We start from the raw sequence: 23970 nt of genomic DNA on the forward strand, positions 1-23970 counted from the left end.
GCTGCCGGGAAACGGGCCGAAAACCGACCATAGGGGGACTTCGGCCCCTTACGTGCTGTATGCACTTAACTGCGTGCAGCAGCCAAAGGGTGCATACGCAGGTACGTCTGCCCACTCATGACGAGCCATTCCGGCCCCGCCCTGTGATCCTTCTCGCGCCCCGGCCCCGCAACCGGCCATGCACCCCACTATCGTCATCCGGACAAAAGGAGAACGGACGTCAGGTGAAGCGGGGGTGTACCGCGTCCTTCTCCGGGGGCTGGGAGCCTCATAGGGTTCCCAGAAGAACCCGGTGCCACCGGTGCCGGGTCCGAACGGGGCGGGAGGCCGGCGAGGCGTGGCGAACGTGGAGCACAGGGGGCGAGCGGCGGACACTTTCGGCAGGGCCCCGGCCGAGGCAAGGCTGCTTGCGGCCCGGCTCGCCCTGTGGGGGGTGGTCGCGCTCCTCGCGATACGGCAGCTGACCGTCGTCCTCACCACGCCGAGCGGCCAGCGGCTGACCGACCTGGAGACCTGGGTCGGCCCCCACGGCGTCCTGCATGTGAAGGGCTCGCTCTACGACTCGACCCGGTTCACCGGCACCCCCTTCGGCGGCCTGGTCCTCAAACCGCTCACCAAGTCCGCGCAGGCCGCCCTCGGCTGGGGCTGGACCTTCGGCACCCTGCTGCTGGTGGTCGCCCTCGGCCTGGTCGCCGCCCGTGCGCTGCCCCAGCCGGTCGGCCGCCGCACCTCGCTGCTGGCCGCGCCGGTCGCGATCAGCCTGCTCATGCTGTCGCTGCCGGTCCGCAACGCCCTGTGGCTCGGCCAGACCAGCATCATCCCGGTCCTGCTCGTCCTGCTCGGCTGCTTCACCGTGCGCGGGGAACGGGGGAGCGGCCTGTGCCTGGGCCTGGCCGCCGCGCTGCAGCCGACCATGCTGATCTTCGCCCCGCTGCTGTGGTTCACCGACCGGCGCCGGGCCACCGCCGCCACGGCCGGCACCTTCGCCGCCTGCACCGCGCTCGCCTGGGCGGCACTGCCGCACGACTCGTACACGTACTGGGTGCACCACATGGCCGGGGTGGGCCTCGGCGGCAAGGCCGACGCGCTCGGCAACCAGTCCCTGCACGGCGCCCTGCTCCGCATGGGCCTGACCGGCCCGCTGGAGATCGGCCTCTTCCTGGTGCTCGGCGCCGCCGTCGCCGCGCTCGCCCTGCGCCGCGCCGTGCGCTACGCACACGACGGCCAGCTGCTGCTCGCCGTGGCCATCACCGGCTGCGCCGTCGTCGCCGTCTCACCCACCGCCTGGCAGTACCAGCTGCTGTGGGTGCTGCTCGCGGTGGTCGGCCGGGTCGGCGGACGGTCCTCCGACCGGTACGTCTGGCCGGTCGCGGTGATCCTGGTCACCACCCTGCCGGCGAAGATGATGCTGCCGAACATGCCGGTGATGTACCCGCTGCGCGACAACCTCGTCCTGCTCGCCGCGCTGGCCGCCGCCACGGCCGTACCGTTCCTGTCCCGGACGTCCCCCCACTACCAGCGGCCGATCCCCGCGGAGTACGCGCCACCGGTCACCGCCCGTTTCCGCCGCGTCCCCCTCCTGCCCGCCCTCCGCCGCGTCCTCACCCGCCCGAACCTGCTCCTGGAGCTGCTGCTCATCCGGGTCGTGTACGCCGCCTACCAGCAGGTCCGGCTGGCCGCGACCGGCGGTACCGTCTCCGGTGGCCGGGCCCGGGCCGAGCACCACGGGCACATCGTGCTCGGCATCGAGCGGTTCCTGCACATCGACATCGAGCACTGGGCCAACCACGCGGTCGTGGGGATCGGCTGGCTGCGGGACTTCTTCGACTTCTACTACGAGTCCTTCCACTTCGTGGTGCCGCTGACGGTCCTCGCCGTCCTCTACTGGCGCCGCCCCGTCGACTACCGCTGGGCCCGAGCCTCCCTCGGCTTCGCCACCTTCCTCGCCCTGATCGGCTTCTGGCTCTTCCCGCTGGCCCCGCCCCGCCTGATGCCGGGGCTCGGCATGATCGACACCGTCCACGGCGTCCAGGACTTCTCCAAGCCGGACTACGGCACCCTGACCGCGCTCACCAACCAGTACGCGGCGATGCCGTCGCTGCACTTCGGCTGGGCGCTGTGGTGCGGGGTGGTCATCGCGATCATCGCCCCGAGGTGGTGGATGAAGGCCCTCGGCCTGCTGCACCCCCTCTTCACCGTCTCCGCCATCGTCGCCACCGGCAACCACTGGGTGCTGGACGCGGTGGGTGGCGGGGTGGTGGTGACGGCCGGCTTCGCCCTGTCCTATGCCTTCCAGGGCCCGAGGGCGAGGCCGGCTCGGCGGGGGGCGGGGGCACAGGAGGCGGAGAGGCTGAGCGTGGGCAGTGCGTGAGGGGCGCGGCGAGGGTCCGTTCGGCGGTCGGGGGGTTGGCCCGAGCCTGCCCATCCCCCCGCCACCCCTCCTGGGCCCCGGCTACAGCCGTTGAATGATCGTCCCGGTGGCCAGTCCGCCGCCCGCGCACATCGTGATCAGGGCGAACTCCTTGTCCGTGCGCTCCAGTTCGTGCAGGGCGGTGGTGATGAGGCGGGCGCCGGTCGCTCCTACCGGGTGGCCCAGTGCGATCGCGCCGCCGTTGACGTTGACCTTGTCCAGGTCCTGTTCGAAGACCTGGGCCCAGCTCAACACGACGGACGCGAAGGCCTCGTTGATCTCGATCAGGTCGATGTCCTTCAAGGACATCCCCGCCTTGCCCAGCACCGCGCTCGTCGCGTCGATCGGGCCGTCCAGGTGGAAGTGCGGGTCTGCGCCCACCAGGGCCTGGGCGACGATCCTTGCCCTCGCCTTCAACTTCAGCGCCCGCGCCATCCGCTTGGACGCCCACATGATCGCCGCCGCGCCGTCCGAGATCTGCGAGGAGTTGCCCGCCGTGTGGACGGCCGTCGGCATCACCGGCTTCAGGCCGGCCAGCGCCTCCATGGACGTGTCCCGCAGGCCCTCGTCCTTGTCGACCAGCCGCCACATGCCCTGACCGGCGTACTGCTCCTCCTCGGTGGTCGGGACCTGGACCGCGAACGTCTCGCGCTTGAAGCGTTCCTCCGCCCAGGCCAGCGCCGCCCGCTCCTGGGACAGCAAGCCCAGCGCGTCGACGTTCTCCCGGGTCAGGCCCCGGTGCCGGGCGATCCGCTCCGCGGCCTCGAACTGATTCGGCAGGTCGACGTTCCACTCGTCCGGGAACGGCTTGCCGGGACCGTGCTTGGAGCCGGAGCCCAGCGGGACCCGGCTCATCGCCTCGACCCCGCAGCTGATGCCGACGTCGATCACGCCCCCGGCGACCATGTTGGCCACCATGTGCGAGGCCTGCTGGGAGGAGCCGCACTGGCAGTCGACCGTCGTGGCCGCCGTCTCGTACGGCAGCCCCATGGTCAGCCAGGCCGTGCGCGCGGGGTTCATGGACTGTTCGCCGGCGTGGGTGACCGTGCCGCCGACGATCTGCTCGACCGCGTCGGCGGGAATACCGGTGCGGCCGAGGAGTTCACGGTAGGTCTCGCCCAGGAGATAGGCGGGGTGCAGGTTGGCGAGCGCTCCGCCGCGCTTGCCGATGGGGGTGCGTACGGCTTCGACGATCACGGGTTCGGCGGCCATGGGTGCGGGTCCTCTCCGAGAGGGCTCTCCTCCAGAACTAGTACGCGTTCTAGTTCTGTCCAGCAGTCTGCTGACGTGATGTCCATCACCGCAAGGGTCTTGCAGCTGACGAAGGCGCGATCTGCACGAATTCCGCACGGATTGGCGGTGCCGTACCTCTTGCGACTTGTAGAACCCGTTACTACGTTCACGGCACTCGCTGATGGGCCGTCAGGACTTCACGACGGGAGCCGACCGATGCACTGTCCCGCGCTGCCCGACGGGTTCGACTTCACCGACCCCGACCTGCTGCACCACCGTGTGCCCCTCCCGGAGTTCGCCGAGCTGCGCCGCACCGAGCCGGTCCGCTGGATCCCGCAACCGCGCGGCATAGCGGGCTTCGCCGACACCGGCTACTGGGCCGTGACCCGGCACGCGGACGTCAGGTACGTCTCCACGCACCCCGAACTCTTCTCCTCCACCGTCAACACCGCGATCATCCGCTTCAACGAGCACATCGAGCGCGACGCGATCGACGCCCAGCGGCTGATCCTGCTCAACATGGATCCTCCGGAACATACGCGGGTGCGGCAGATCGTGCAGCGCGGCTTCACGCCACGTTCCATACGTGCTCTGGAGCAGCGGCTGCGGGAGCGCGCCGAGGCGATCGTCGCCGCTGCCCGCGCCCGCTCCGGGCCCTTCGACTTCGTCACCGAGGTCGCCTGCGAACTGCCCCTGCAGGCCATCGCCGAGCTGATCGGCGTACCCCAGGAGGACCGGTCCAAGATCTTCGACTGGTCCAACAAGATGATCGCGTACGACGATCCCGAGTACGCCATCACCGAGGAGGTCGGCGCCCAGTCGGCCGCCGAGATCATCGCCTACGCGATGAACATGGCCGCCGAGCGGAAGAAGTGCCCCGCCCACGACATCGTCACGACCCTCGTCGCGGCGGAGGACGAGGGCAACCTGAACTCCGACGAGTTCGGGTTCTTCGTGCTCATGCTGGCGGTGGCCGGGAACGAGACCACGCGGAACGCCATCACGCACGGGATGCACGCGTTCCTGACCCATCCCGGGCAGTGGGAGTTGTTCAAGCGGGAGCGGCCCGGGACGACGGCCGAGGAGATCGTGCGCTGGGCGACCCCGGTCAACGCCTTCCAGCGGACGGCCACACAGGACACGGAACTGGGCGGGGTCCGGATCCGCGAGGGCGATCGCGTCGGGCTGTTCTACGCCTCCGCCAACCACGACCCGGAGGTCTTCGCCGACCCCGACGCCTTCGACATCACCCGCGACCCCAACCCCCACCTCGGGTTCGGCGGTGGCGGGCCCCACTACTGCCTCGGCAAGTCCCTGGCGGTCCTGGAGATCGACCTGATCTTCAACGCGATCGCCGACGCCATGCCCGGCCTGCGGGCGGCCGACCCGCCCCGGCGGCTGCGCTCGGCCTGGATCAACGGCGTCAAGGAACTCCAGGTCACCACCGGCTGACCCCCGGGTCGGCCCACCCCGAGGGAGGCAGGAGCACCCCTACCCCAACGCCCCGTTCCTGCCTCCCCCGAGGTCTGCAGGCCCGTACGGCTCACTCGTGACCGGAAGACGGTGCCCGGACATGCGAGCGCACCCTCGCCCGGCGGGGGCGAGGGTGCGGACGCTTGGCGCCGGGACGGCTCAGTACCAGCCGTTGGCCTGCCAGAAGTTCCAGGCCTTCACCGGGCTGCCGTAGCGGGACTTCATGTAGTCCAGGCCCCACTTGATCTGCGTGGCCGGGTTGGTCTTCCAGTCGGAACCGGCGGAGGCCATCTTCGAGGCCGGCAGGGCCTGGACCAGACCGTAGGCGCCCGTGGAGCTGTTGGTGGCGGAGGGGTTCCAGCCGCTCTCGTGGGAGACGATCTTGTTGAACGCGTTGAACTGCGCGGCGTCCGGGATCATCTTGTGCGCGATCGCCTGGGCGGAGGAGGCCGACGCGGGGGCGGCCTGGGCGGGCGCCGCGGTCAGGGCCATGCCGGCGGTGGCGGCGGCCACGGCGGCGACGGTGAGGGCCTTCTTCGGGGAAGCGATGCGGCGGATGAAGGAGACGGACACGGAGTACCTCTTGCGTCGGGGACAGGGGATCGCCCGCATGGGACGGACCACGCGCTGTGGCCGCATGCGTCGGCGCCTCGGCCCTGTGGGCTCGTGGCGCCTGGCGACGTCGTCCAGAGAAGCAGCCCGGAAAGCCGTCCGCAATGACCCCTTTTACTAGTTGTGGCCGGATGGAGGGGAAACGTCGCCTCTGTGGCGTGGGTCTCAAAGTGCAGGTCAGGCGGGGTGCACTAAGGGAGGTATCGGACATTTGGCACTACGGCCATGGGTCGTAGGTGACCTGCGTCATGTGGGGTGCTTCACCGTCTCGCTCACGGCGCGCATACGGCCCCTCGCGGAGCGAGACCGTTCGCTGTGCCGCCCGTCACGCCCCGGGGCCGTCGAATGTGACCGCCGTCTCGAAGGCGGCCCGCCGTGTGGCCCGGCGCAGCGCGCGCAGCACGGCCGGGCCGAGGACGAGGGTCAGCACGACCGTGCACAGGGCCCGGCCCAGGTCCCAGCCGAGCGAGGTGGCCAGGCAGTAGGCCACGAAACGGGCCAGGTTGGCGGCGACGGAGGCATGGGCGTCGAAGGAGATGTCCGAGGCGGCACCGCCCATGAACGGCCAGCCGGCCAGATTCATGACCGTGCCGTAGGCGAAGGCGGCGAGGAAGCCGTAGGCCGCGAGGAGCAGTGATTCGGCCCGGCCGCGCAGCCGGACCGGGCCCGGGAGCAGCCCGGCACCCATCGTGAACCAGCCCATCGACAGCATCTGGAACGGCAGCCACGGGCCGACCCCGCCCGTCAGCAGGGCGGACGCGAACATCGTCACCGAGCCCAGAGAGAAGCCGAAGCCGGGCCCCAGCACCCGCCCGCTGAGCACCATCAGGAAGAACATCGGCTCGATGCCCGCCGTACCCGCGCCGATCGGACGCAGCGCCGCCCCCGTCGCGGCCAGCACGCCCAGCATGGCCACGGCCTTCGGCCCGAGATCCGACTCCGAGATCGTCGCCGCCACGACCGCGACCAGCAGCAACAGCAGACCGGCGAAGAGCCAGGGCGCGTCCTGGGCGTGCGCGCTCAGCTGCGAGGCGGGCGGAGCGAGGAAGGGCCAGCCGAAGGCCGCCACCCCGACCGCGCCGGCCAGGGCCAGCGCGGCGAGCGAGCGGGGGCCGAGACGGACGGCGTGCAGCCGGGCGGGGCGTGGGTGTTTCACAGGGCTCATGGGATTGAGGGGACTCGTCGGGCTCATGCCAGGGCCTCGCGCACGTGGGCCACGGTGAGCCACTGCTGCGGGGCGAGGATCTTCGTCACCTGCGGCGCGAACGAGGGCGAGGAGACGACGATGTGCGCCGTCGGCCCGTCGGCTATGACCTCTCCCTCCGCCAGCAGCACCACCCGGTGCGCGATCTCGGCCGCCAGCTCCACGTCATGCGTGGCCAGCACGATCGCGTGCCCCTCGGCGGCGAGGCCGCGCAGTACGGTCACCAGGCGGGCCTTGGCCCCGTAGTCCAGGCCGCGGGTCGGCTCGTCGAGCAGCAGCAGGGGCGGCCGGGCGGTCAGCACGACGGCCAGGGCGAGCGTCAGACACTGCCCCTCGGACAGGTCACGGGGGTGGGTGCCGTCCGTGATCCCCGGCAACAGCTCGGACACCAGCGCCCGGCAGGTCCCCGGCTCGGCTCCCGCGTCCCGATCGGCCGCCGCGCACTCCTCGGCGACCGTGTCGGCGTAGAGGAGGTCCCGCGGTTCCTGCGGGACGAGGCCGACGCGGCGCACAAGGGCGGGGGGCGCGGTGCGGTGCGGTTCGGCCCCGCCGACCCGGACGCTGCCCGCGCTGGGCGCCACCAGGCCGACGAGCGCATGGAGGAGGGTGGACTTTCCGGCGCCGTTGCGGCCCATGAGGGCGATGGTCTCGCCGGGGGCGACGGTGAGGTTCACGTGCCGCAGGGCGTCGATGCGGGAGCGGCGTACGGAGAGGGAGCGGGCCTCGGCGATGTGCGGTTGCGGGGTGTGCGGGGTGGGGGCGGGAGGGCGACGGAACCGGAAGCGGCGCCCGGCGGCACGACTGCCCGCAGCTACCGCGGCAGCGCCCTGAAGGGGCACGGGCCGTGTCGATACGCGGCTCCGCCGCGGGGGCGCGACCAGCCCTGACGCGCCCTCAGCCGCGGTGCCACGAGTGCCCGCGGCGGCGGATGCGGCCAGGCGTTCGCGTAGGGGACTGGCTTGGCGGCGGGCGTCTCTCACCGTCAGGGGGAGCGGCGACCAGCCTGCCAGGCGGCCCAGGTCCACCACCGGGGGGAAGACGGGGGAGACGGCCATCACCTCCGGCGGGGTGCCGACGAGCGGCGGCTCTCCCGGAGCCGGGAGGAGCACAACCCGGTCGGCGTAGTGCAGGACCCGCTCAAGACGGTGTTCGGCCATCAGGATCGTCGTACCGAGGTCGTGCACCAGGCGCTGGAGCACCGCCAGGACCTCCTCCGCCGCGGCCGGGTCCAGGGCCGAGGTCGGCTCGTCGAGGACCAGTACCCGCGGGTGCGGGGTGAGGACGGAGCCGATCGCGACGCGCTGGCGCTGGCCACCGGAGAGCGTGGCGATCGGGCGGTCGCGCAGTCCGGCCAGGCCCAGCAGGTCCAGGGTCTCCTCGACGCGGCGCCGCATGACCTCCGGTGCGAGGCCCAACGACTCCATGCCGTAGGCGAGTTCGTCCTCCACGGTGTCGGTGACGAAGTGGGCGAGCGGATCCTGGCCCACCGTGCCCACCACGTCGGCGAGTTCGCGCGGCTTGTGGGTGCGGGTGTCCCGGCCCGCCACCGTGACCCGGCCGCGCAGGGTACCGCCGGTGAAGTGCGGCACCAGCCCGCTCACCGCGCCGAGCACGGTCGACTTGCCGACCCCGGACGGGCCGACGAGCAGCACGAGTTCGCCCTCCGGCACCTCGAAGCCGACGCCCCGGACGGTGGGTTCGGCCGCACCGTCGTAGGTCACGCTGACATCCTCGAAGCGGATCACGACGGCTCCTTGGGGTCCGGTGGGTCCTTGCGTACGGCGAAGGCGGGCAGCAGGGCGAGGAGGATCGCAGCGGCCGGCCACAGGGGGAGGGTGGGCGCGACGAGGGGCACGACGCCCGGGTGCAGTGCCTCCGGGTCGCGGGCGGAGGCCAGGCCGAGCAGCGCGGCGACCGCGGCGCCGGAGCCGGTGACCAGCCAGGCCCGTACGTCCCAGGGGTCCGGTCGGTACCGGGTGCGCAGCGAACGCCGGCCGCCCAGGCGCAGGCCCGCGAGGGCGGCGACGGCACCGGCGAGCAACAGCGGGACGCCGTAGGTGCCGCCCTCCGCGGTGAGCAGCCCGTACGTCCCCGCGCACACGCCGAGCAGGCCGCCCAGGGTGAGCGCGGCCGTCGTACGGCGGATGCGGGCGGGGACCACGGCGGTACGGCCGTAACCCCGGGCCTCCATCGCGGCGGCGAGCGCGACCGAGCGCTCCAACGCGCCCTCCAGCACCGGCAGTCCGACCTGGAGCAGGCCGCGCAGGCCCCGGTCCGGCCGGCCGCGCAGGCGCCGGGCGGCGCGCAGCCGCTGGACGTCGGCGATCAGGTGCGGGGCGAAGGTGAGCGCGACGACCACGGCGACGCCGGTCTCGTACAGGGCGCCGGGGAGGGACTTCAGCAGGCGGGCGGGACTGGCGAGCGCGTTCGCGGCGCCGACGCAGACCAGGAGGGTGGCCAGCTTGAGGCCGTCGTAGGCGGCGAAGACGAGCGCCTCCGCCGTCACCTGTCCGCCCAGGCGTATGCCCTGTGCCCAGTGGGGGAGGGGGACCTCGGGAAGCGTGAGGAGGGTGTGCGTGCCGGGGACCGGTGAGCCCAGCGCCACCGCGAAGAGGAGGCGGACGAGCAGCACGGCGAGGGCCAGCTTGGCGAAGGCCGGATAGGCGCGGGCGGCGGGGGTGTCGGTGCCGTGCGTCGCCACGACGTAGGCGGAGGCCGAGACGAGGAGGGCGAGCAGGAGGGGGTTGGTGGTGCGGGTGGCGGCGGTGCCGAGACTCAACGCCCACAGCCACCAGGCACCGGGGTGAACGGTCTGCCCACGGGTGCGCACGGACCGATCCCCGCTGTCACCCGGCATGGCGTCGCCGCCGTGCCTGCCACACCGCCGCCCCCGCCAGCAGGGCGACCACCCCCGCACCGATCGGCAGTCCCAGGGAAGGTCCGCTGCCCGAACCGCCGCTCCTCTGCGGCGACTTCTTCCCGGCGGAGGCCGAAACCTGTTCCCCGCACCCCCTCTTCGGATACCCGGCGATCGCGCACAGCAGGGCGTTGGTGTCGTAGCGCAGGGGCGGGGCGACGGCCGCCAGGGCGTCGGCGGTCGTCGCGTCGGCCGGGATCCTCGCGCAGGCCGTGCGGCGGGCCGGCGGTGTCTCGCCGGACGGCGCGTCCGCGGGGGTGCCGAAGTCGAGGACGACCGCCACCCGCTTGGTACCGTCCTTGGCGGGCGTCCCCGCACAGATCGCGCCGAAGTCCGCCGCCCCGCGCGGCCGGCTCGCGTCCGCCGAGTCCGCGCTCACCGCGAAGCGGAACCCCTCCACGGCGCCGTCGCCGGGACGGGCGGTCGACGGGCCCTGCGTGGCGTACGTCCAGCGCCCGCCCGACCGCTCCCAGAAGGACCAGTAGCGGTAACCGGTGGCCTGCGCCTGACCCGCCCCGGCCAGCACGACGAGCGCGGCGCACAGCAGGCTCGCGGCGCGGCGGACGGCCCTCACGGCTGCCGCTTCTTCCGGCCGCTGAGCAGGAAGCCGATGCCGATGCCCGCGACGAGGCAGACACCGACGAACCACCAGACGCCGAAGCCGGAGCCGCCGTCGGACTTGGTCTCCTGCTGGTGCCCGGTCGCCGCCATCTGCGGGAGGGGGCCGAGCGCGTTGAGGGACCGGACCAGGCTGGTGCCGCCGAAGTCACCGGGCTGCGCGCCGACCGCGTGCGCGGCGAGGATCAGCTGGGCGTAGGCCGCCGGGCCGCTCTGCGCCGCCCAGGGCCCGGCGTTCTTCTCCAGCCAGCCGTACGCCTTCTTCGCCTGCCCGATCCGCCCGTCCGCGGCGAGCGCCACGACCGTGTCCGCGGTGTTGCCGAAGTCCGGCTGGTCCTTGGCGCCGGGCAGGGCGGACTGCAGGTGCCCCGTCCTGGCCACGGCCGCGGCCAGATAGGCGCCGGCGTTGTCGGCGATCTGCGCGGGACGGCCGCCCTTGGTGCACGCGTCCTCGGCGGGCGCCCTGCCGGCCTGGGCCACGAACCCCTTGCCGAGCGCGCCGAGCACCCCGGCGGCCGTGGCGTCCGCGTTGGCGGCCGGCTTGCCCTTCTTGTCCGGCTGGAAGGCGAGGGCACCGCCGCCGTCCTGGTCGCAGGGCAGGGACATGGCGGCCAGCAGGTCGTACGGGGACCTGCCCGACGTGCGGACGTCCGCCGGATCCGTACCCACCGCCGTCAGTGCGCCGATGACGACGGAGGTGGAGTTGGTGTCACTGGCCCCGCCCGGCGAGTAGCCCCAGCCGCCGTCCTTGTTCTGCACGGACTTCAGCCACGTCACGGCCCTGCCGACGGCGTCGTCGTGCCCGCCGGCCGCCTTCAGGGCCTGCACGGCGGCGGCCGTGCTGTTGGTGTCCACCATGACCTTGCCGTCGCAGGCCCTGGCGGGGGCGGCGCGGAACGCGGCGAAGGCGCCGTTCGCGCACTGCTGGCCGGTGAGCCAGTCCACGGCCTGCGCCGCGGGCCGGTAGCCGAGGGTCCGCTGGGCGACGAGCGTCAGCGACTGGCGCCACACGCCGTCGTAGGTCGGGTCGGACTTTCCGTACAGCCCGGAGGGGATCGCGACCTTGGGAGAGGGGGAAGGGGACTGGCCGGCGGCCGTGGCGGGCGCGGCGGCGGCCAGCACGCCTATGGCGGCGAGAGCCGCGGCACTGCGGCGGACGTTCATGGTCGGCGACTGCCTCTCCTGCGGGGAACCGGCAGCGCACGGGAGACCCCCGGGCGGCTCGGCTCCGTAAACCTCGACGGTGCCGTGCGCGGCGGACCGCCGACGCACGCGAGCCGGTCAACGTCCGTCCGGGGCATTCCGGCTCGCTACCTCAGGGCGGCTCACGGCTGCGGGTCAGCGCCGGAATTGCACCGGCTTTCCCCCGTACGGGTGTGATGACGACGCCGCCACTTTACCGGCCGTCCCGCGCGGGCTGAGGAGTGGCTGTGCGCACGGGGGTGCGGTGACTAGGGTCACGGTCGTGACGGAGACGGGGAGGCTGCTGGGCGCGGGCCGCTCGGCCGACGTGTACGAGATCGACGACGCCTGGGTGCTGCGCCGGGACCGGGACGGCTGGGGGGACGCGGCGGCCCAGGGGGCCGTGATGGCGCACGTCCGGCAACACGGCTATCCGGTGCCCCGGGTACGGCCCACCGGCTCACGCACCGACCTGGTGCTGGAACGCCTGTCCGGCCCGACCCTGCTGACCGCCCTCAGCGAGGGGCGGGCCGACGCGGCGGAGGCGGGCGCCCTGCTCGCCTCCCTGCTACGGCGACTGCACGCCGTACCGGGCCGGAACCCGGCCGACCCGCGGGCCCGCGTGCTCCACCTCGACCTGCACCCCGACAACGTGATGCTCACCCCGGACGGCCCCCGCGTGATCGACTGGTCCAACACCGAGGACGGCGACCCCGGGCTGGACTGGGGCATGTCGGCGGTGATCCTCGCCCAGGTCGCCGTGGACGACACCCCGCCGGCCGGTCCGGCCCACGACCTGCTGGCGGCTCTGCTGGCCGACCCGTCGGACCTGACGGAGGAGGGGCTGGCGGAGGCGCGCAGGCGCAGAGCGGCCAATCCGACGATGACGGCCCGCGAGGTCGAACTCCTCGCGGACGCCGAGCGGTTGATACGCAGGGTGGCGCAAGGGCCCGCCGTCCGCTAGCCGGCCCTCGGGGTGTCGCCGCCGAAGGGCAGGTGCAGGGTGCGGGAGGCGATCAGCCACGTGCCGTCGACCCGGCGGAAGGTGTCCTCGTAGTGACCCACCTGGACGGGCGGCCCGGCGGGAACGGGGCCGCCTCCCTCGTATCCGTCGACGCGGTACGTCGTGAAGTACGAGGTGGCGCTCGCCGAGCCCGGGCCGGTGATCGTGACCAGCACATTGGACATCAGACGGCGGGAGAGCCGGTCGGCGGGGCGGGAGCCGAAGTACGCGCGGAGCGCCTCCCGGCCCTCGATCCTGCGCCCGTCCCCCGGCGGCGGCCACTCCCAGACGCCGTCCTCGGTGAACAGGTCGGCCACGTCGGCCGGTTCACCGAGGTCGAGGCGGCGGACGAAGTGCAGGATGACGTGTTCGCAGGCGTGCTGGGCGAGCAGTGCGTCGACGAGGTTCATGAGCCGATGTAACAGGGCCGTCGCGTACGAGGCCACTCATGTGGACCGCTTCACACCGCCACGTAGGCCACCGGCTCGCTCCCGGCCACCGGCTCCGCCCGGCCCTGCTTGACCAGCCGGCGCAGATGGGACTCGGCCTCCGAGACGGCGATGTTCCGGGAACCGTAGGGAATCTCGGCCCAGGGCCGGTTCCACTCCATGCGCTCGGCCAGCTGCCAGGGGGTGAGCGGCTCGGCGAGCAGGGCGAGCAGGCCGGCCAGACGCTCCTCGTGGTGTGCGAGCAACTCCCTTACCCGGCCCGGCGCGTCGGTGAAGGCGTGCTGGTGCGCGGGCAGGACCTCGGCGGGTGCCAGGCGGCCGATCCGCTCCAGGGAGTCGAGGTAGTCGCCGAGGGGGTCGGTGACGGTCGCGTCGTCCGGGTCCTCGTACAGGCCGATGTGCGGGGTGATCCGCGGCAGGAGGTGGTCCCCGCTGAACAGCCTCCCGTGCCCCGGAAGCCGGCGGTCCGGATGCTCCTCCTCCAGGTGCAGGCAGACGTGGCCCGGAGTGTGGCCCGGGGTCCAGATCGCGCGCAGCCTGCGGCCGGGCAGGTCGAGGAGCTCGCCGGGGACGATCTCCCGGTCCGGCAGGGCGGGGGAGAGGCCGGGCAGGGCGCGTGGGGTACGCGGGGCACGCAGTGGCGCCAGGTGTTCCTCCGGTGCGCCGGCGGCCGCGAGTTTCGCGCTCATGTAGCTGAACCACCGCTCCGGCCGGGCCTCCCGGGTGCGCCGGACGACCGCGGTGTCGGCGGCGTGCATCGCCACCCAGGCACCGGAGGCCTCGCGCACCCTGGCCGACAGACCGTGGTGGTCGGGGTGGTGGTGCGTGATGACGACGCCGTACACCTCCTCCGCCGCCGTACCGCAGGCGGCCAGTCCCGCCACGAGGGTGTCCCAGGACGCCGGATCGTCCCAGCCGGTGTCGACCAGCACCGGGCCGCGGTCGGTCGCCACGACGTAGACCAGCGTGTGCCCGAGGGGGTTGTCCGGAATGGGCACCGCCACGGACCGTACGCCCCCGCCGTGCTCGAACGTCGTCACCATCTGTCCTCCGCCCCACGGCACGCGGCACACGGCCATTGCCCACTATAACTAGAACTGATATCAGTTCTGAAACAGCGTCAGAAACGTGCGGTGCGGTGGGAGGCAGTCGGCCATGACCGAGCTCGTGGAACACGGACAGCTGTTCATCGGCGGGGAGTTGACCGAGCCCCTCGGCAAGGACGTGATCGAGGTGATCTCCCCGCACACCGAGGAGGTCATCGGCCGGGTGCCGCACGCCTCGCGGCAGGACGTGGACCGGGCCGTGGCCGTCGCTCGCCGGGCCTTCGACGAGGGGCCGTGGCCGCGGGCGAGCCTTGAGGAGCGGATCGAGGTCGTCACCCGCATCAAGGACGGCATCGCCGCCCGGCACGAGGAGATCGCCCGGGTGATCTCCTCGCAGAACGGTTCCCCCTACTCCTGGAGCGTCCTCGCCCAGGCGCTCGGCGCGATGATGGTGTGGGACGCCGCGATCAGGGTCGCGCGGGACTACACGTACGAAGAGCGCCGGGACGGCGTCCTCGGGCCGATCCTCGTGCGCCGCGAACCGGTCGGTGTGGTCGCGGCCGTGGTCCCCTGGAACGTCCCGCAGTTCGTCGCCGCCGCCAAGCTCGCGCCCGCGCTGCTGGCCGGCTGCACGGTCGTACTGAAGCCGTCCCCGGAGTCCCCGCTGGACGCGTACCTGTTGGGGGAGATCGCGCGGGAGGCGGGTCTGCCCGAGGGCGTGCTCTCCATCCTCCCCGCCGACCGCGAGGTCAGCGAGTACCTGGTGGGCCACCCCGGCGTCGACAAGATCTCCTTCACCGGCTCGGTCGCGGCCGGCAAGCGGGTCATGGAGGTCGCCGCGCGCAACCTCACCCGGGTCACGCTGGAGCTGGGCGGGAAGTCGGCGGCGGTCGTCCTGCCCGACGCGGACGTGCAGACGGCGGTGGCCGGCATCGTCCCGGCGGCCTGGATGAACAACGGGCAGGCGTGCGTGGCCCAGACCCGCATCCTCGTCCCGCGCGCCCGCTACGACGAGTTCGCCGACGCCTTCGCGGCAGCGGCCGGCGCGCTGAAGGTCGGCGACCCGCTGGACCCGGCGACCCAGGTCGGCCCGCTGGTCGCCCGCCGCCAGCAGCAGCGCAACCTCGACTACATCCGCATCGGCCAGGAGGAGGGCGCCAAGGTCCTCACCGGCGGCGGCCGCCCGGCGGGGCTCGACCGCGGCTGGTACGTCGAACCGACCCTCTTCGGAGACGTGGACAACTCCATGCGGATCGCCCGCGAGGAGATCTTCGGCCCGGTCATCTGCCTGCTCCCGTACGGCGACGAGCAGGAGGCCGTGAAGATCGCCAACGACTCGGACTACGGCCTGTCCGGCAGCGTGTGGACGGCCGACGTCGAGCACGGCGTCGACGTGGCGCGGCAGGTCCGCACCGGCACCTACTCGGTCAACACCTTCAGCCTGGACATGCTGGGCCCGTTCGGCGGCTACAAGAACTCAGGGCTCGGGCGGGAGTTCGGCCCGGAGGGGTACGGCGCCTACCTCGAGCACAAGATGATCCACCTGCCGGCGGGGGCGTAGGCCATGGGCGACCGCTGGCACGTCGAGGTCGACCGGTCGGTGTGCATCGGCTCGGCCCAGTGCCTCCACCACGCCCCGGACCACTTCCGTCTCGACTCCGCCCGCCAGTCCCACCCGGTGGACCCCGACACCGACGCGAGCGAGCCGGCCCTGACGGCGGCCGAGAGCTGCCCCGTGGAGGCGATCGTGATCACCCTGCTGGGGAGCGGGGAGGCGGTGTTCCCGCCCGAGGAGTAGAGGTGTCGGTGGCCCGCGCTACCCTCCTGCGGTCTCGATGGAACGAGCAGGGCGGGGAAACGTGGACAGGTCCGAGGCGGTCGAGCTGGTCGAGCGGGCGCGGGAGGCGTGGCAGGCCGAGGAGTGGCTGCGCGCGGCCGACCTCTACGAGCGGGTGCTCGCGCACTACCCGGACGAGAAGCCGAGCGCGGTGTGGTGGTACGACGCCGCGCTCGCCCACAAGTTCCTGCGGAACTGGGCGAAGGCGTACGAGCTCGGGCGCCAGGCCGCCGCCCGTTCCCCGCGCGGCGAGGGCGACCCCGCGTACTGGAACCTCGGCATCGCGGCGACGATCCAGCGCGACTGGGCGACCGCACGCGATGCCTGGACCGGCTTCGGCATCGAACTCCCGCCCGGCGAGGGCGTGATCGACGGCCGGTTCGGCGCGGCATGCGTGCGGCTGGACACGGGAGGTGAGCGCGAGGTCGTCTGGATCGACCGCCTGTGCCCGACCCGGGGCCGGGTCATGAACGTGCCGGTGACCGTGGGCCGCCGCTTCGGCGAGATCGTCGTGCACGACGGTGAACCGAAGGGCACCCGGATCGTCGACGGCCGGGAGTTCCCCGTCTTCGACGAACTCCTCCTCTTCGAGGCCTCCGCCCTGCCCACCCTCACGGTCACGGTGGACGCGGCCCGGCCGGCCGACGTCGAGGCGCTGGTGGAGCTGTTCCTGGCCGCGGACTACGGCGCCGAGCCGGCGAGCGGCTTCGAGCTGCTGTGCGCGTGCTGCAGCGAGGGCACGCTGGAGCACGCGCGGACCACCCACGGGGGTGCCCAGCAGGTGTCCCTTGCGGCCCCGGAGGAGGAGGCCCGCCGGTTGCTGGGCGAGTGGGTCGCCCAGACCCCCGCCGGCCGTGCCTGGACCGACCTGGCGCCGGCCTAGGACGCGCCCGGCTCCGTCAGGTCGATCAACCGGCACACCGTCTCGATGTCGATCTTCACCTGGGCGATGGAGGCGCGGCCGGAGAGCCAGGTGATCAGGGCCGAGTGCCAGGTGTGCTCGATGACGCGGACCGCCGAGAGCTGCTCGGGGGTGGGGTTCTCCAGGCCCATCGCGTCCAGGATGATCAGCGTCGTCTGGCGCGAGACCTGGTCGACCTCCGGCGAGACACTGCGGTCGGCGAAGGTCAGCGCGCGGACCATCGCGTCGGCCAGGTGCGGCTCGCGCTGCAGGGCGCGGAAGGCCCGCATCAGGGTCTCCGCCACGCGCTCGGCGGCCGTGTCACCCGCGGGGGGCTTCTTCCGCAGGGTGCCGTGCATGTGCTCCAGCTGGTCCTGCATGGTGGCGACCAGAAGGTGGATCTTCGAGGGGAAGTAGCGGTACAGCGTGCCGAGGGCCACCTGCGAGGACTCGGCGACCTCACGCATCTGCACGGCGTCGAAACCGCCCCGGCTGGCCAGCTGGGCGCTCGCGTGCAGGATCCGGCGGCGGCGGGCCTCCTGGCGCTCGGTGAGCGGCGACGAGGCGGGCCGGACCGTACCGGCTTCCACCTTGGATTCCGCAGGCATGTCCGCAGGCATGGGTCCCGTCCGTGACAGTCGGTGAAGGCGTCTGTGGGGCACGTGATCATCCAGCATGGCAGGGCGCCGCGCCGTGGCGCGAATCACCTGATCCACTGCTCACAGTGCCCCTACCTGCCGGTAGATTCAGAGCCTCTTGAACGATCAAGTCTGAAACTTGTTCTAGATTAGCGTCCCGGCGTAGTGTCGCGGGACAGTGCAGGCAGAAGGGGGCACGGAGTGACCGCTGAGGCCCGTGTGGCGGGCGTCGATCAGGACCCCGCTGCCGACGGCGAGCGACCGCTCGACATCGCGCTCCTCACCTATAAAGGGAACCCGTTCTGCGGCGGCCAAGGCGTCTACGTACGGCATCTCTCGCGTGAGCTGGCCCGGCTCGGCCACCGGGTGGAGGTCATCGGCTCGCAGCCGTACCCCGTCCTCGACGAGGGCTACCCCCGGCTCACCCTCACCGAGCTGCCCAGCCTCGACCTCTACCGCCAGCCCGACCCCTTCCGCACCCCGGGGCGGGACGAGTACCGGGACTGGATCGACGCCCTGGAAGTCGCGACGATGTGGACCGGCGGCTTTCCCGAGCCGCTGACCTTCTCGCTGCGCGCCCGCCGTCATCTGCGCGCCCGGCGCGGCGAGTTCGACGTCGTGCACGACAACCAGACCCTCGGCTACGGCCTGCTGGGTGACATCGGCGCGCCCCTGGTGACCACGATCCACCACCCCATCACCGTCGACCGGCAGCTGGAGCTCGACGCGGCCGAGGGCTGGCAGCGCCGGTACTCGGTCCGCCGCTGGTACGCCTTCACCCGCATGCAGAAGCGCGTCTCGCGCCGGCTGCCCTCGGTCCTCACCGTCTCCGGCAGCTCCAAGCAGGAGATCGTCGACCACCTCGGCGTCCGCGACGACCGCGTCCATGTCGTCCACATCGGCGCCGACACCGATCTGTTCGCGCCGAATCCGGCCGTGCCCGAGGTGCCGGGCCGGATCGTCACCACCTCCAGCGCCGATGTGCCGCTCAAGGGGCTGGTGTTCCTGGTGGAGGCGCTGGCCAAGGTGCGCACCGAGCACCCGGCCGCCCATCTCGTCGTCGTCGGCAAGCGCCCCGAGGAGGGGCCGGTCGCGGCGGCGATCGAGCGGTACGGCCTCGAAGGAGCCGTCGAGTTCGTCAAGGGCATCTCCGACGCCGAACTGGTCGACCTGATCCGCTCGGCCGAGGTCGCCTGCGTGCCCTCGCTGTACGAGGGCTTCTCGCTGCCCGCCGCCGAGGCCATGGCCACCGGTACCCCCCTTCTCGCCACGACCGGCGGCGCGATCCCCGAGGTCGCCGGCCGCGACGGCGAGACCTGCCTCGCGGTGCCGCCCGGCGACGCGGGCGCCCTGGCCGCCGGGCTGGGGCGGCTGCTCGGCGACCCGGAGCTTCGGGTGCGGCTCGGCCGCGCGGGCCGGGAGCGGGTGCTGCGGAACTTCACCTGGGCCCGCGCCGCGGAGGGCACGGTGGCCCACTACCGGGAGGCCATCGCCCGCGCCGGCCGCCTCACGGGCCCCGGCCGCGAGGCCCGTTCCGTGGACCCCGGCCGCCCCCACGCTCCCACAGGCTCGCGCGGCGGAACCCCCACCGCGGCCCAGACCCCCGGCCGCTGCGCGGCGGCCGTACCGAGTGTCGCCTCCGCGAGCTCGGCCAGTGTTGCAGGCGTCTCCTCCGAAAGCAGGGCCACGTGCTGACCGTCGACTTCTCCCGGTTCCCGCTCGCCCCGGGCGACCGAGTCCTGGACCTCGGCTGCGGGGCCGGCCGGCACGCCTTCGAGTGTTACCGGCGCGGGGCCCAGGTCGTGGCCCTGGACCAGAACGGCGAGGAGATCCGCGAGGTCGCCAAGTGGTTCGCGGCGATGAAGGAGGCCGGGGAGGCACCCCAGGGCGCCACCGCCACCGCCATGGAGGGCGACGCGCTCGCCCTGCCCTTCCCGGACGAGTCCTTCGACGTCGTCATCATCTCCGAGGTGATGGAGCACATCCCCGACGACAAGGGCGTGCTCGCCGAGATGGTCCGCGTGCTCAAGCCGGGCGGCCGTATCGCCGTCACCGTGCCGCGCTACGGGCCCGAGAAGGTCTGCTGGGCGCTGTCCGACGCCTACCACGAGGTCGAGGGCGGCCACATCCGCATCTACAAGGCCGACGAACTCGTGGCGAAGATCCGCGAGGCGGGCCTGAAGCCGTACGGCAGTCACCACGCGCACGCGCTGCACTCGCCGTACTGGTGGCTGAAGTGCGCGTTCGGCGTCGACAACGACAAGGCGCTGCCGGTGCGCGCTTACCACAAGCTGCTGGTCTGGGACATCATGAAGAAGCCGCTCGCCACCCGGGTCGCCGAGCAGGCGCTGAACCCGCTCATCGGCAAGAGCTTCGTGGTCTACGCGACCAAGCCGCACCTGCCGCGGCTTGACGACGAGGCGGCCGCCAAGTGACCACCCCCCGGACAGAACACCTCGTCCTGCCCGGGGTCCTCACCGCCGAGCAGGCTGCCGCCACCGTCCGCGGCATCCTCGCCGTACAGCGGGAGGACGGCGCGATCCCCTGGTTCCGCGGGCACCACCTGGACCCCTGGGACCACACCGAGGCCGCGATGGCCCTGGACGCGGCCGGCGAGCACGAGGCCGCCGAACGGGCGTACGACTGGCTGGCCCGGCACCAGAACGAGGACGGCTCCTGGTACGCCGCCTACGCCGACGGCGCCCACGACGACGTCACCGACCGCGCCCGCGAGTCGAACTTCGTCGCCTACATAGCCGTGGGCGTGTGGCACCACTATCTCTCCACCGGTGACGACACCTTCCTGGACCGCATGTGGCCGACCGTCTACGCGGCCATGGAGTGGGTGCTCGCCCTGCAGCAGCCCGGCGGCCAGATCGGCTGGCGGCGCGAGGACGACGGCACGCCCACCGCGGACGCCCTGCTCACCGGCAGCTCCTCCATCCACCACGCGCTGCGCTGCGCGCTCGCCATCGCCGAGCAGCGCGAGGAGCCGCAGCCCGACTGGGAGTTGGCGGTCGGAGGCCTCCGGCACGCGATCCGCCGGCACCCCGAGCGCTTCCTCGACAAGGACCGCTACTCGATGGACTGGTACTACCCGGTCCTCGGCGGCGCGCTGACCGGCGAGGAGGCCAAGGCCCGCATAGAGGGGTCCTGGGACCGTTTCGTCGTACCCGGCGCCGGCGTGCGCTGCGTGGTGCCCAACCCGTGGGTCACCGGCGGCGAGTCCAGCGAACTCGCCCTGGCCCTGTGGGCGGTGGGGGAGTCGGACCGCGCCCTGGCGATCCTGCAGTCCATCCAGCACCTGCGCGAGCCGGAGAGCGGCCTGTACTGGACGGGCTACGTCTTCGAGGACGACGCGATCTGGCCGCGCGAACTCACCACGTGGACGGCCGGCTCCCTGCTCCTCGCCGTCGCGGCGCTGGGCGGCCACGAGGCGACCTGCGCGGTCTTCGGCGGGGAGTACCTGCCGACGGGCCTGGACCCCGACTGCTGCGGCTAGCCCGCGGGCTCAGTGCCGGTGTATCCGGTTGGCGATGGCGTGGCCCACGAACAGGTAGACCACGGCGGCCAGGCCGTAACCGGCCACCACCCTCGCCCAGGCCTCGTTGAAGGTGAACAGGTCGTGAGACCAGCCCGCCAGCCAGGCGGCGGCGTGGTGGATGAACTGGACCAGGCTGTTCGCGCGGTTGGCGTCCAGCAGGTACATCAGGATCCACAGGCCGAGGATCAACGCCATGATGTCGGCGACGACCGCGATGACCGTCCCGGCCTGATTCGCGCTGTTGCGATATCGAGGGGACATACCTTCCGGATTGCCGGGCGGCGCGCGGTGAAACCCGAACGGCGGCGGCCGAGTGGCGTACCCGGCCGTCCCGGGTGAGGCTGCTGGAGGAAGCAGACCGCTCGGGGAGGACACGTCCGGAGGACCCCGTGCCCGTACCGATACGGCGCCTCGTGGTGGCGCTCACCGTGTGCTGCGCCCTGCTGGCCGGTTCCACCGCCTGCGGCAGCAGCGAGAAGACCAGTACCAAGGACACCGCGGCGGTCCAGGCCGCCCCCGCCGCCACCCCCAGCCCGACGACCTCCGCCGAACGGCAGAAGTTCGCCAAGGCCCGCTTCGTGGCGAACGCGGGCCTCGCGGCGGGCGCGACCTACCAGTGGATCGTGAAGCCGTGGAAGGCCGGCAAGTTCAAGAAGGGCGCCCACGGCCGCAAGCTGACCCTGGTGAAGGCCGGTCTGGCCGGTGCGTTCACCTACAACCGGCTCAAGGCGGCCGTCCGTAACGCCCAGGGCGACCCCTTGCTGTCCAAGGCGCTCGCCCCGCTCAACACCGCCATCGAGGGCCTGAAGAACCTGCCCGCCAAGCTGCGCAGCGGCGACGGGAACGCGGCCGGTTCCTTCAACGACGTCATCAACAAGGTCAAGGACGCGGGCGCGGGCGCCGGCGCCCCGGTCAAGGAGCAGGTGCCGTCGTCGTCCCAGCTCTCCCAGGGCGGCTAGGAGTTCAGCTCCGCCAGCACCCTGAGGGTGTGGGGGTCCGGTGACAGGGCCAGCAGGTCGGTCACCGGGCCCGCGCGCCACAAGTCCAAGCGCTCGGCGATGCGTTCGCGCGGGCCGACCAGCGAGATCTCGTCGGCGAAGGCGTCCGGTACGGCCAGCACGGCCTCCTCCCGCCGTCCCGCCAGGAACAGCTCCTGGATCCGCCGCGCCTCCTTCTCGTAGCCCATGCGCGCCATGAGGTCGGCGTGGAAGTTGCGGGCGGCGTGGCCCATCCCGCCGATGTAGAAGCCGAGCATGGCCTTCACGGGCAGCAGCCCCTCGGCCACGTCGTCGCACACCTTCACCCGGGCCATCGGTGCCACCACGAACCCCTCCGGCAGCCCCCGCACCACGTCCCCGTACACCTCCGGCCGGCTCGGCGCCCAGTACAGCGGCAGCCAGCCGTCGGCGATACGGACCGTCTGCGCCACGTTCTTCGGCCCCTCGGCGCCGAGGAGGACGGGCAGATCGGCCCGCAGGGGATGGGTGATCGGCTTGAGCGGCTTGCCGAGCCCGGTGCCGTCCGGTCCCCGGTACGGCAGGGGATGGAACCGCCCGTCGACCTCCACCGGCGCCTCGCGCCGCAGCACCTGCCGTACGACCTCCACGTACTCCCGGGTCGCGGTCAGCGGTGACACCGGGAACGGGCGGCCGTACCAGCCCTCCACCACCTGCGGCCCGGACAGCCCGAGCCCGAGCATCATCCGCCCCCCGGACAAGTGGTCCAGGGTGAGCGCGTGCATCGCGGTGGTGGCCGGAGAGCGGGCGGCCATCTGGGCAACGGCCGTCCCCAGCCCGATCGTCGAGGTGTGTGCGGCGATCCAGGTCAGCGGGGTGAAGGCGTCCGAGCCCCAGGACTCCGCCGTCCACACCGAGTGATATCCGAGCCGCTCCGCCTCCCGGGCGAGCGGCACATGACCGGCGTCCGGGCCGCGTCCCCAGTACCCGAGTGCCAGACCGAGCCGCATACGCCTGCCTCCTGACGGATCGTCAGTTCACTGCCGGGAGGCGACTGTACGACAACGGCCCCCCGCCCGGAAGGGCGAGGGGCCGGCTGCGGCGGGGTCGCGGGGCTCAGCCGCGCTGGATGCCGGAGGTGTCCTGGAGGACGCCGCGGCGGCCGTCCTGGGTCTGCGCCACCAGCGCGGCACCGCGCTGCTCGACGGCCAGGTACCAGGTGCCCGGCGCCAGTTCGGCGATCGGGGTCGGCGAGCCGTCCTCCGCGAACAGCGGGCGGGTCACCGGCACGGCGAACCAGAACGGCGAGAAGTCCGCGGGCGGCTGCGCCCCTGCCGGAGCCCCCTGTGCGGCAGGCGGCTGGGCCCCGAACGGCTGACCCGGCTGCGGCTGGGCCCCGTACGGCTGGCCCGGCTGCGGCTGGGCACCCGGGTAGCCGTAACCACCGGGCGGCTGGGCGCCGTAGGGCATCGGGGCGACCGGCTTGGGGGCCGGGAGCAGGGCGGCCTGGAGGGCGGGGACGAGGGGGGTGGCGATGGCCGCGGCGGCCAGGAGGAGAGCGGCGATGAGGCCGAGGATGAGGCCGGACCCGGCACCGACCTTCGAGCTGCCCAACTCGTCGCTGAACGCGCCCAGCGGGTCGATGATCGTCCAGAACGAGGTCCACGCGGCGAGGATCGTGAAGGCGACGCCCACCTGCCCGAGGTCGAGGCCGACGACCTTGCGGGGCTGCGGAAGCGCTCGGGCGACGATGATGAGGACCGCCCCGATGATGCCGCCGACATACATGCTCATCACCAGGCCGAGATTGTCCCAGGCGTTGGGGATGTCACTGCCGTCGGTGTCGAATGTGTCGAGGAACGAGGCGATGAACAGCACCACCGCTGCTCCGATCACCACGCCGTCGCCTCTAGTGAGGGAGCGGATATTCACTTCAGGTCCTTCGTG

23 protein-coding genes and 1 riboswitch are annotated in these 23970 nt (G+C 72.6%); of the genes, 10 read left to right on the top strand and 13 right to left on the bottom strand.

The annotated features are described in order from the left end of the window. Nucleotides 1-337: 337 nt before the first annotated feature. On the top strand, nt 338-2371 hold the full coding sequence (locus tag FB563_RS22935) for a bifunctional glycosyltransferase 87/phosphatase PAP2 family protein (RefSeq protein WP_142218864.1): 2034 nt from the start codon (nt 338-340) through the stop codon (nt 2369-2371). Between the two features lie 81 nt (nt 2372-2452). Here the strand turns inward: FB563_RS22935 and FB563_RS22940 are convergent, their stop codons facing one another. After that, on the bottom strand, nt 2453-3622 hold the full coding sequence (locus tag FB563_RS22940) for a steroid 3-ketoacyl-CoA thiolase (RefSeq protein WP_142218865.1): 1170 nt from the start codon (nt 3620-3622) through the stop codon (nt 2453-2455). A 237-nt stretch (nt 3623-3859) separates the two neighbouring features. On the opposite strand from FB563_RS22940, the gene FB563_RS22945 reads away from it, so the two are divergent. Next, nucleotides 3860-5095 carry a cytochrome P450 gene (locus FB563_RS22945; protein WP_055710217.1) on the top strand — a complete coding sequence of 412 codons (1236 nt, stop codon included), beginning with the start codon at nt 3860-3862 and terminating at the stop codon, nt 5093-5095. 180 nt (nt 5096-5275) lie between these two features. On the opposite strand, the gene FB563_RS22950 is transcribed toward FB563_RS22945, so the two are convergent. From FB563_RS22950 to FB563_RS22975, 6 genes are all read right to left on the bottom strand, one after another. Then, a complete protein-coding gene (locus tag FB563_RS22950; protein WP_142218866.1) occupies nt 5276-5689 on the bottom strand; it encodes an aggregation-promoting factor C-terminal-like domain-containing protein in 414 nt (137 codons plus the stop codon). Nucleotides 5690-6053: 364 nt separating this feature from the next. Further along, nucleotides 6054-6893: an ECF transporter S component gene (locus FB563_RS22955; RefSeq protein ID WP_055709813.1), complete on the bottom strand. Its 840-nt coding sequence runs from the start codon at nt 6891-6893 to the stop codon at nt 6054-6056. A 23-nt stretch (nt 6894-6916) separates the two neighbouring features. Next, a complete protein-coding gene (locus FB563_RS22960; RefSeq protein WP_142218867.1) occupies nt 6917-8677 on the bottom strand; it encodes an ABC transporter ATP-binding protein in 1761 nt (586 codons plus the stop codon). Next, a complete protein-coding gene (locus FB563_RS22965) occupies nt 8674-9789 on the bottom strand; it encodes a CbiQ family ECF transporter T component (protein ID WP_107100767.1) in 1116 nt (371 codons plus the stop codon). The genes FB563_RS22960 and FB563_RS22965 overlap by 4 nt, the downstream gene beginning before the upstream one ends. Beyond that, nucleotides 9779-10423, bottom strand: coding sequence for an SCO2322 family protein (locus FB563_RS22970; protein WP_055709400.1), 645 nt, complete (start codon nt 10421-10423; stop codon nt 9779-9781). Before FB563_RS22970 ends, FB563_RS22965 begins: the two co-directional genes overlap by 11 nt. Then, nucleotides 10420-11631, bottom strand: a complete 1212-nt coding sequence (locus tag FB563_RS22975) for an SCO2321 family membrane protein (protein WP_055709401.1) — start codon at nt 11629-11631, stop codon at nt 10420-10422. Before FB563_RS22975 ends, FB563_RS22970 begins: the two co-directional genes overlap by 4 nt. Nucleotides 11632-11762: 131 nt before the next feature. Further along, a riboswitch (cobalamin riboswitch) is annotated at nt 11763-11833 on the bottom strand. Nucleotides 11834-11932: 99 nt separating this feature from the next. Between FB563_RS22975 and FB563_RS22980 the strand changes: the two genes are divergently transcribed. After that, nucleotides 11933-12613, top strand: coding sequence for a phosphotransferase family protein (locus FB563_RS22980; RefSeq protein ID WP_055709402.1), 681 nt, complete (start codon nt 11933-11935; stop codon nt 12611-12613). Here FB563_RS22980 and FB563_RS22985 read toward each other — a convergent pair. Together FB563_RS22985 and FB563_RS22990 are read right to left on the bottom strand one after the other, a co-directional pair. Next, nucleotides 12610-13062 carry a nuclear transport factor 2 family protein gene (locus FB563_RS22985; RefSeq protein ID WP_055709403.1) on the bottom strand — a complete coding sequence of 151 codons (453 nt, stop codon included), beginning with the start codon at nt 13060-13062 and terminating at the stop codon, nt 12610-12612. The two genes, FB563_RS22980 and FB563_RS22985, sit on opposite strands and share 4 nt — an antisense overlap. Before the next feature lie 50 nt (nt 13063-13112). Continuing rightward, nucleotides 13113-14144, bottom strand: a complete 1032-nt coding sequence (locus FB563_RS22990; protein ID WP_055709404.1) for a Strvi_7410 family MBL fold metallo-hydrolase — start codon at nt 14142-14144, stop codon at nt 13113-13115. A gap of 112 nt (nt 14145-14256) precedes the next feature. Here FB563_RS22990 and FB563_RS22995 point away from each other — a divergent pair, with 112 nt between their 5' ends. The 3 genes from FB563_RS22995 (at nt 14257) to FB563_RS23005 (ending at nt 16867) form a co-directional block, all read left to right on the top strand. Then, nucleotides 14257-15708: an aldehyde dehydrogenase gene (locus FB563_RS22995; protein ID WP_055709405.1), complete on the top strand. Its 1452-nt coding sequence runs from the start codon at nt 14257-14259 to the stop codon at nt 15706-15708. Between the two features lie 3 nt (nt 15709-15711). Continuing rightward, a complete protein-coding gene (locus tag FB563_RS23000) occupies nt 15712-15945 on the top strand; it encodes a ferredoxin (RefSeq protein WP_055709406.1) in 234 nt (77 codons plus the stop codon). A gap of 61 nt (nt 15946-16006) precedes the next feature. Beyond that, the gene (locus FB563_RS23005; protein WP_055709407.1) at nt 16007-16867 is read left to right on the top strand and encodes a tetratricopeptide repeat protein; all 861 of its coding nucleotides are present in this window, start codon (nt 16007-16009) and stop codon (nt 16865-16867) included. On the opposite strand, the gene FB563_RS23010 is transcribed toward FB563_RS23005, so the two are convergent. Next, nucleotides 16864-17493, bottom strand: coding sequence for a TetR family transcriptional regulator (locus FB563_RS23010; protein ID WP_055709415.1), 630 nt, complete (start codon nt 17491-17493; stop codon nt 16864-16866). The genes FB563_RS23005 and FB563_RS23010 overlap by 4 nt on opposite strands. Nucleotides 17494-17724: 231 nt before the next feature. Here FB563_RS23010 and FB563_RS23015 point away from each other — a divergent pair, with 231 nt between their 5' ends. The 3 genes from FB563_RS23015 to FB563_RS23025 are packed head-to-tail and all read left to right on the top strand — an operon-like array spanning nt 17725 to nt 21025. Further along, the gene (locus FB563_RS23015) at nt 17725-19218 is read left to right on the top strand and encodes a glycosyltransferase family 4 protein (RefSeq protein ID WP_055709408.1); all 1494 of its coding nucleotides are present in this window, start codon (nt 17725-17727) and stop codon (nt 19216-19218) included. Next, entirely contained in the window at nt 19212-19958 is a 747-nt protein-coding gene (locus FB563_RS23020) for a class I SAM-dependent methyltransferase (RefSeq protein ID WP_055709409.1), read from the top strand. Before FB563_RS23015 ends, FB563_RS23020 begins: the two co-directional genes overlap by 7 nt. After that, a complete protein-coding gene (locus tag FB563_RS23025; RefSeq protein WP_055709410.1) occupies nt 19955-21025 on the top strand; it encodes a prenyltransferase/squalene oxidase repeat-containing protein in 1071 nt (356 codons plus the stop codon). Before FB563_RS23020 ends, FB563_RS23025 begins: the two co-directional genes overlap by 4 nt. Nucleotides 21026-21034: 9 nt before the next feature. Here FB563_RS23025 and FB563_RS23030 read toward each other — a convergent pair whose 3' ends face one another. Continuing rightward, nucleotides 21035-21328, bottom strand: coding sequence for a hypothetical protein (locus tag FB563_RS23030; protein WP_055709411.1), 294 nt, complete (start codon nt 21326-21328; stop codon nt 21035-21037). Nucleotides 21329-21456: 128 nt separating this feature from the next. On the opposite strand from FB563_RS23030, the gene FB563_RS23035 reads away from it, so the two are divergent. Further along, nucleotides 21457-22026, top strand: coding sequence for a hypothetical protein (locus tag FB563_RS23035; RefSeq protein WP_055709412.1), 570 nt, complete (start codon nt 21457-21459; stop codon nt 22024-22026). Here FB563_RS23035 and FB563_RS23040 read toward each other — a convergent pair. Together FB563_RS23040 and FB563_RS23045 are read right to left on the bottom strand one after the other, a co-directional pair. Further along, complete coding sequence (locus FB563_RS23040) at nt 22023-23033, bottom strand: LLM class F420-dependent oxidoreductase (RefSeq protein ID WP_055709413.1); 1011 nt, start codon at nt 23031-23033, stop codon at nt 22023-22025. The genes FB563_RS23035 and FB563_RS23040 overlap by 4 nt on opposite strands. A 106-nt stretch (nt 23034-23139) precedes the next feature. Further along, a complete protein-coding gene (locus FB563_RS23045) occupies nt 23140-23955 on the bottom strand; it encodes a DUF5336 domain-containing protein (RefSeq protein WP_208766305.1) in 816 nt (271 codons plus the stop codon). Nucleotides 23956-23970 lie beyond the last annotated feature (15 nt).

It is taken from the genome of Streptomyces puniciscabiei (assembly GCF_006715785.1).
GTDB classification, from domain to species: Bacteria; Actinomycetota; Actinomycetes; order Streptomycetales; family Streptomycetaceae; genus Streptomyces; species Streptomyces puniciscabiei.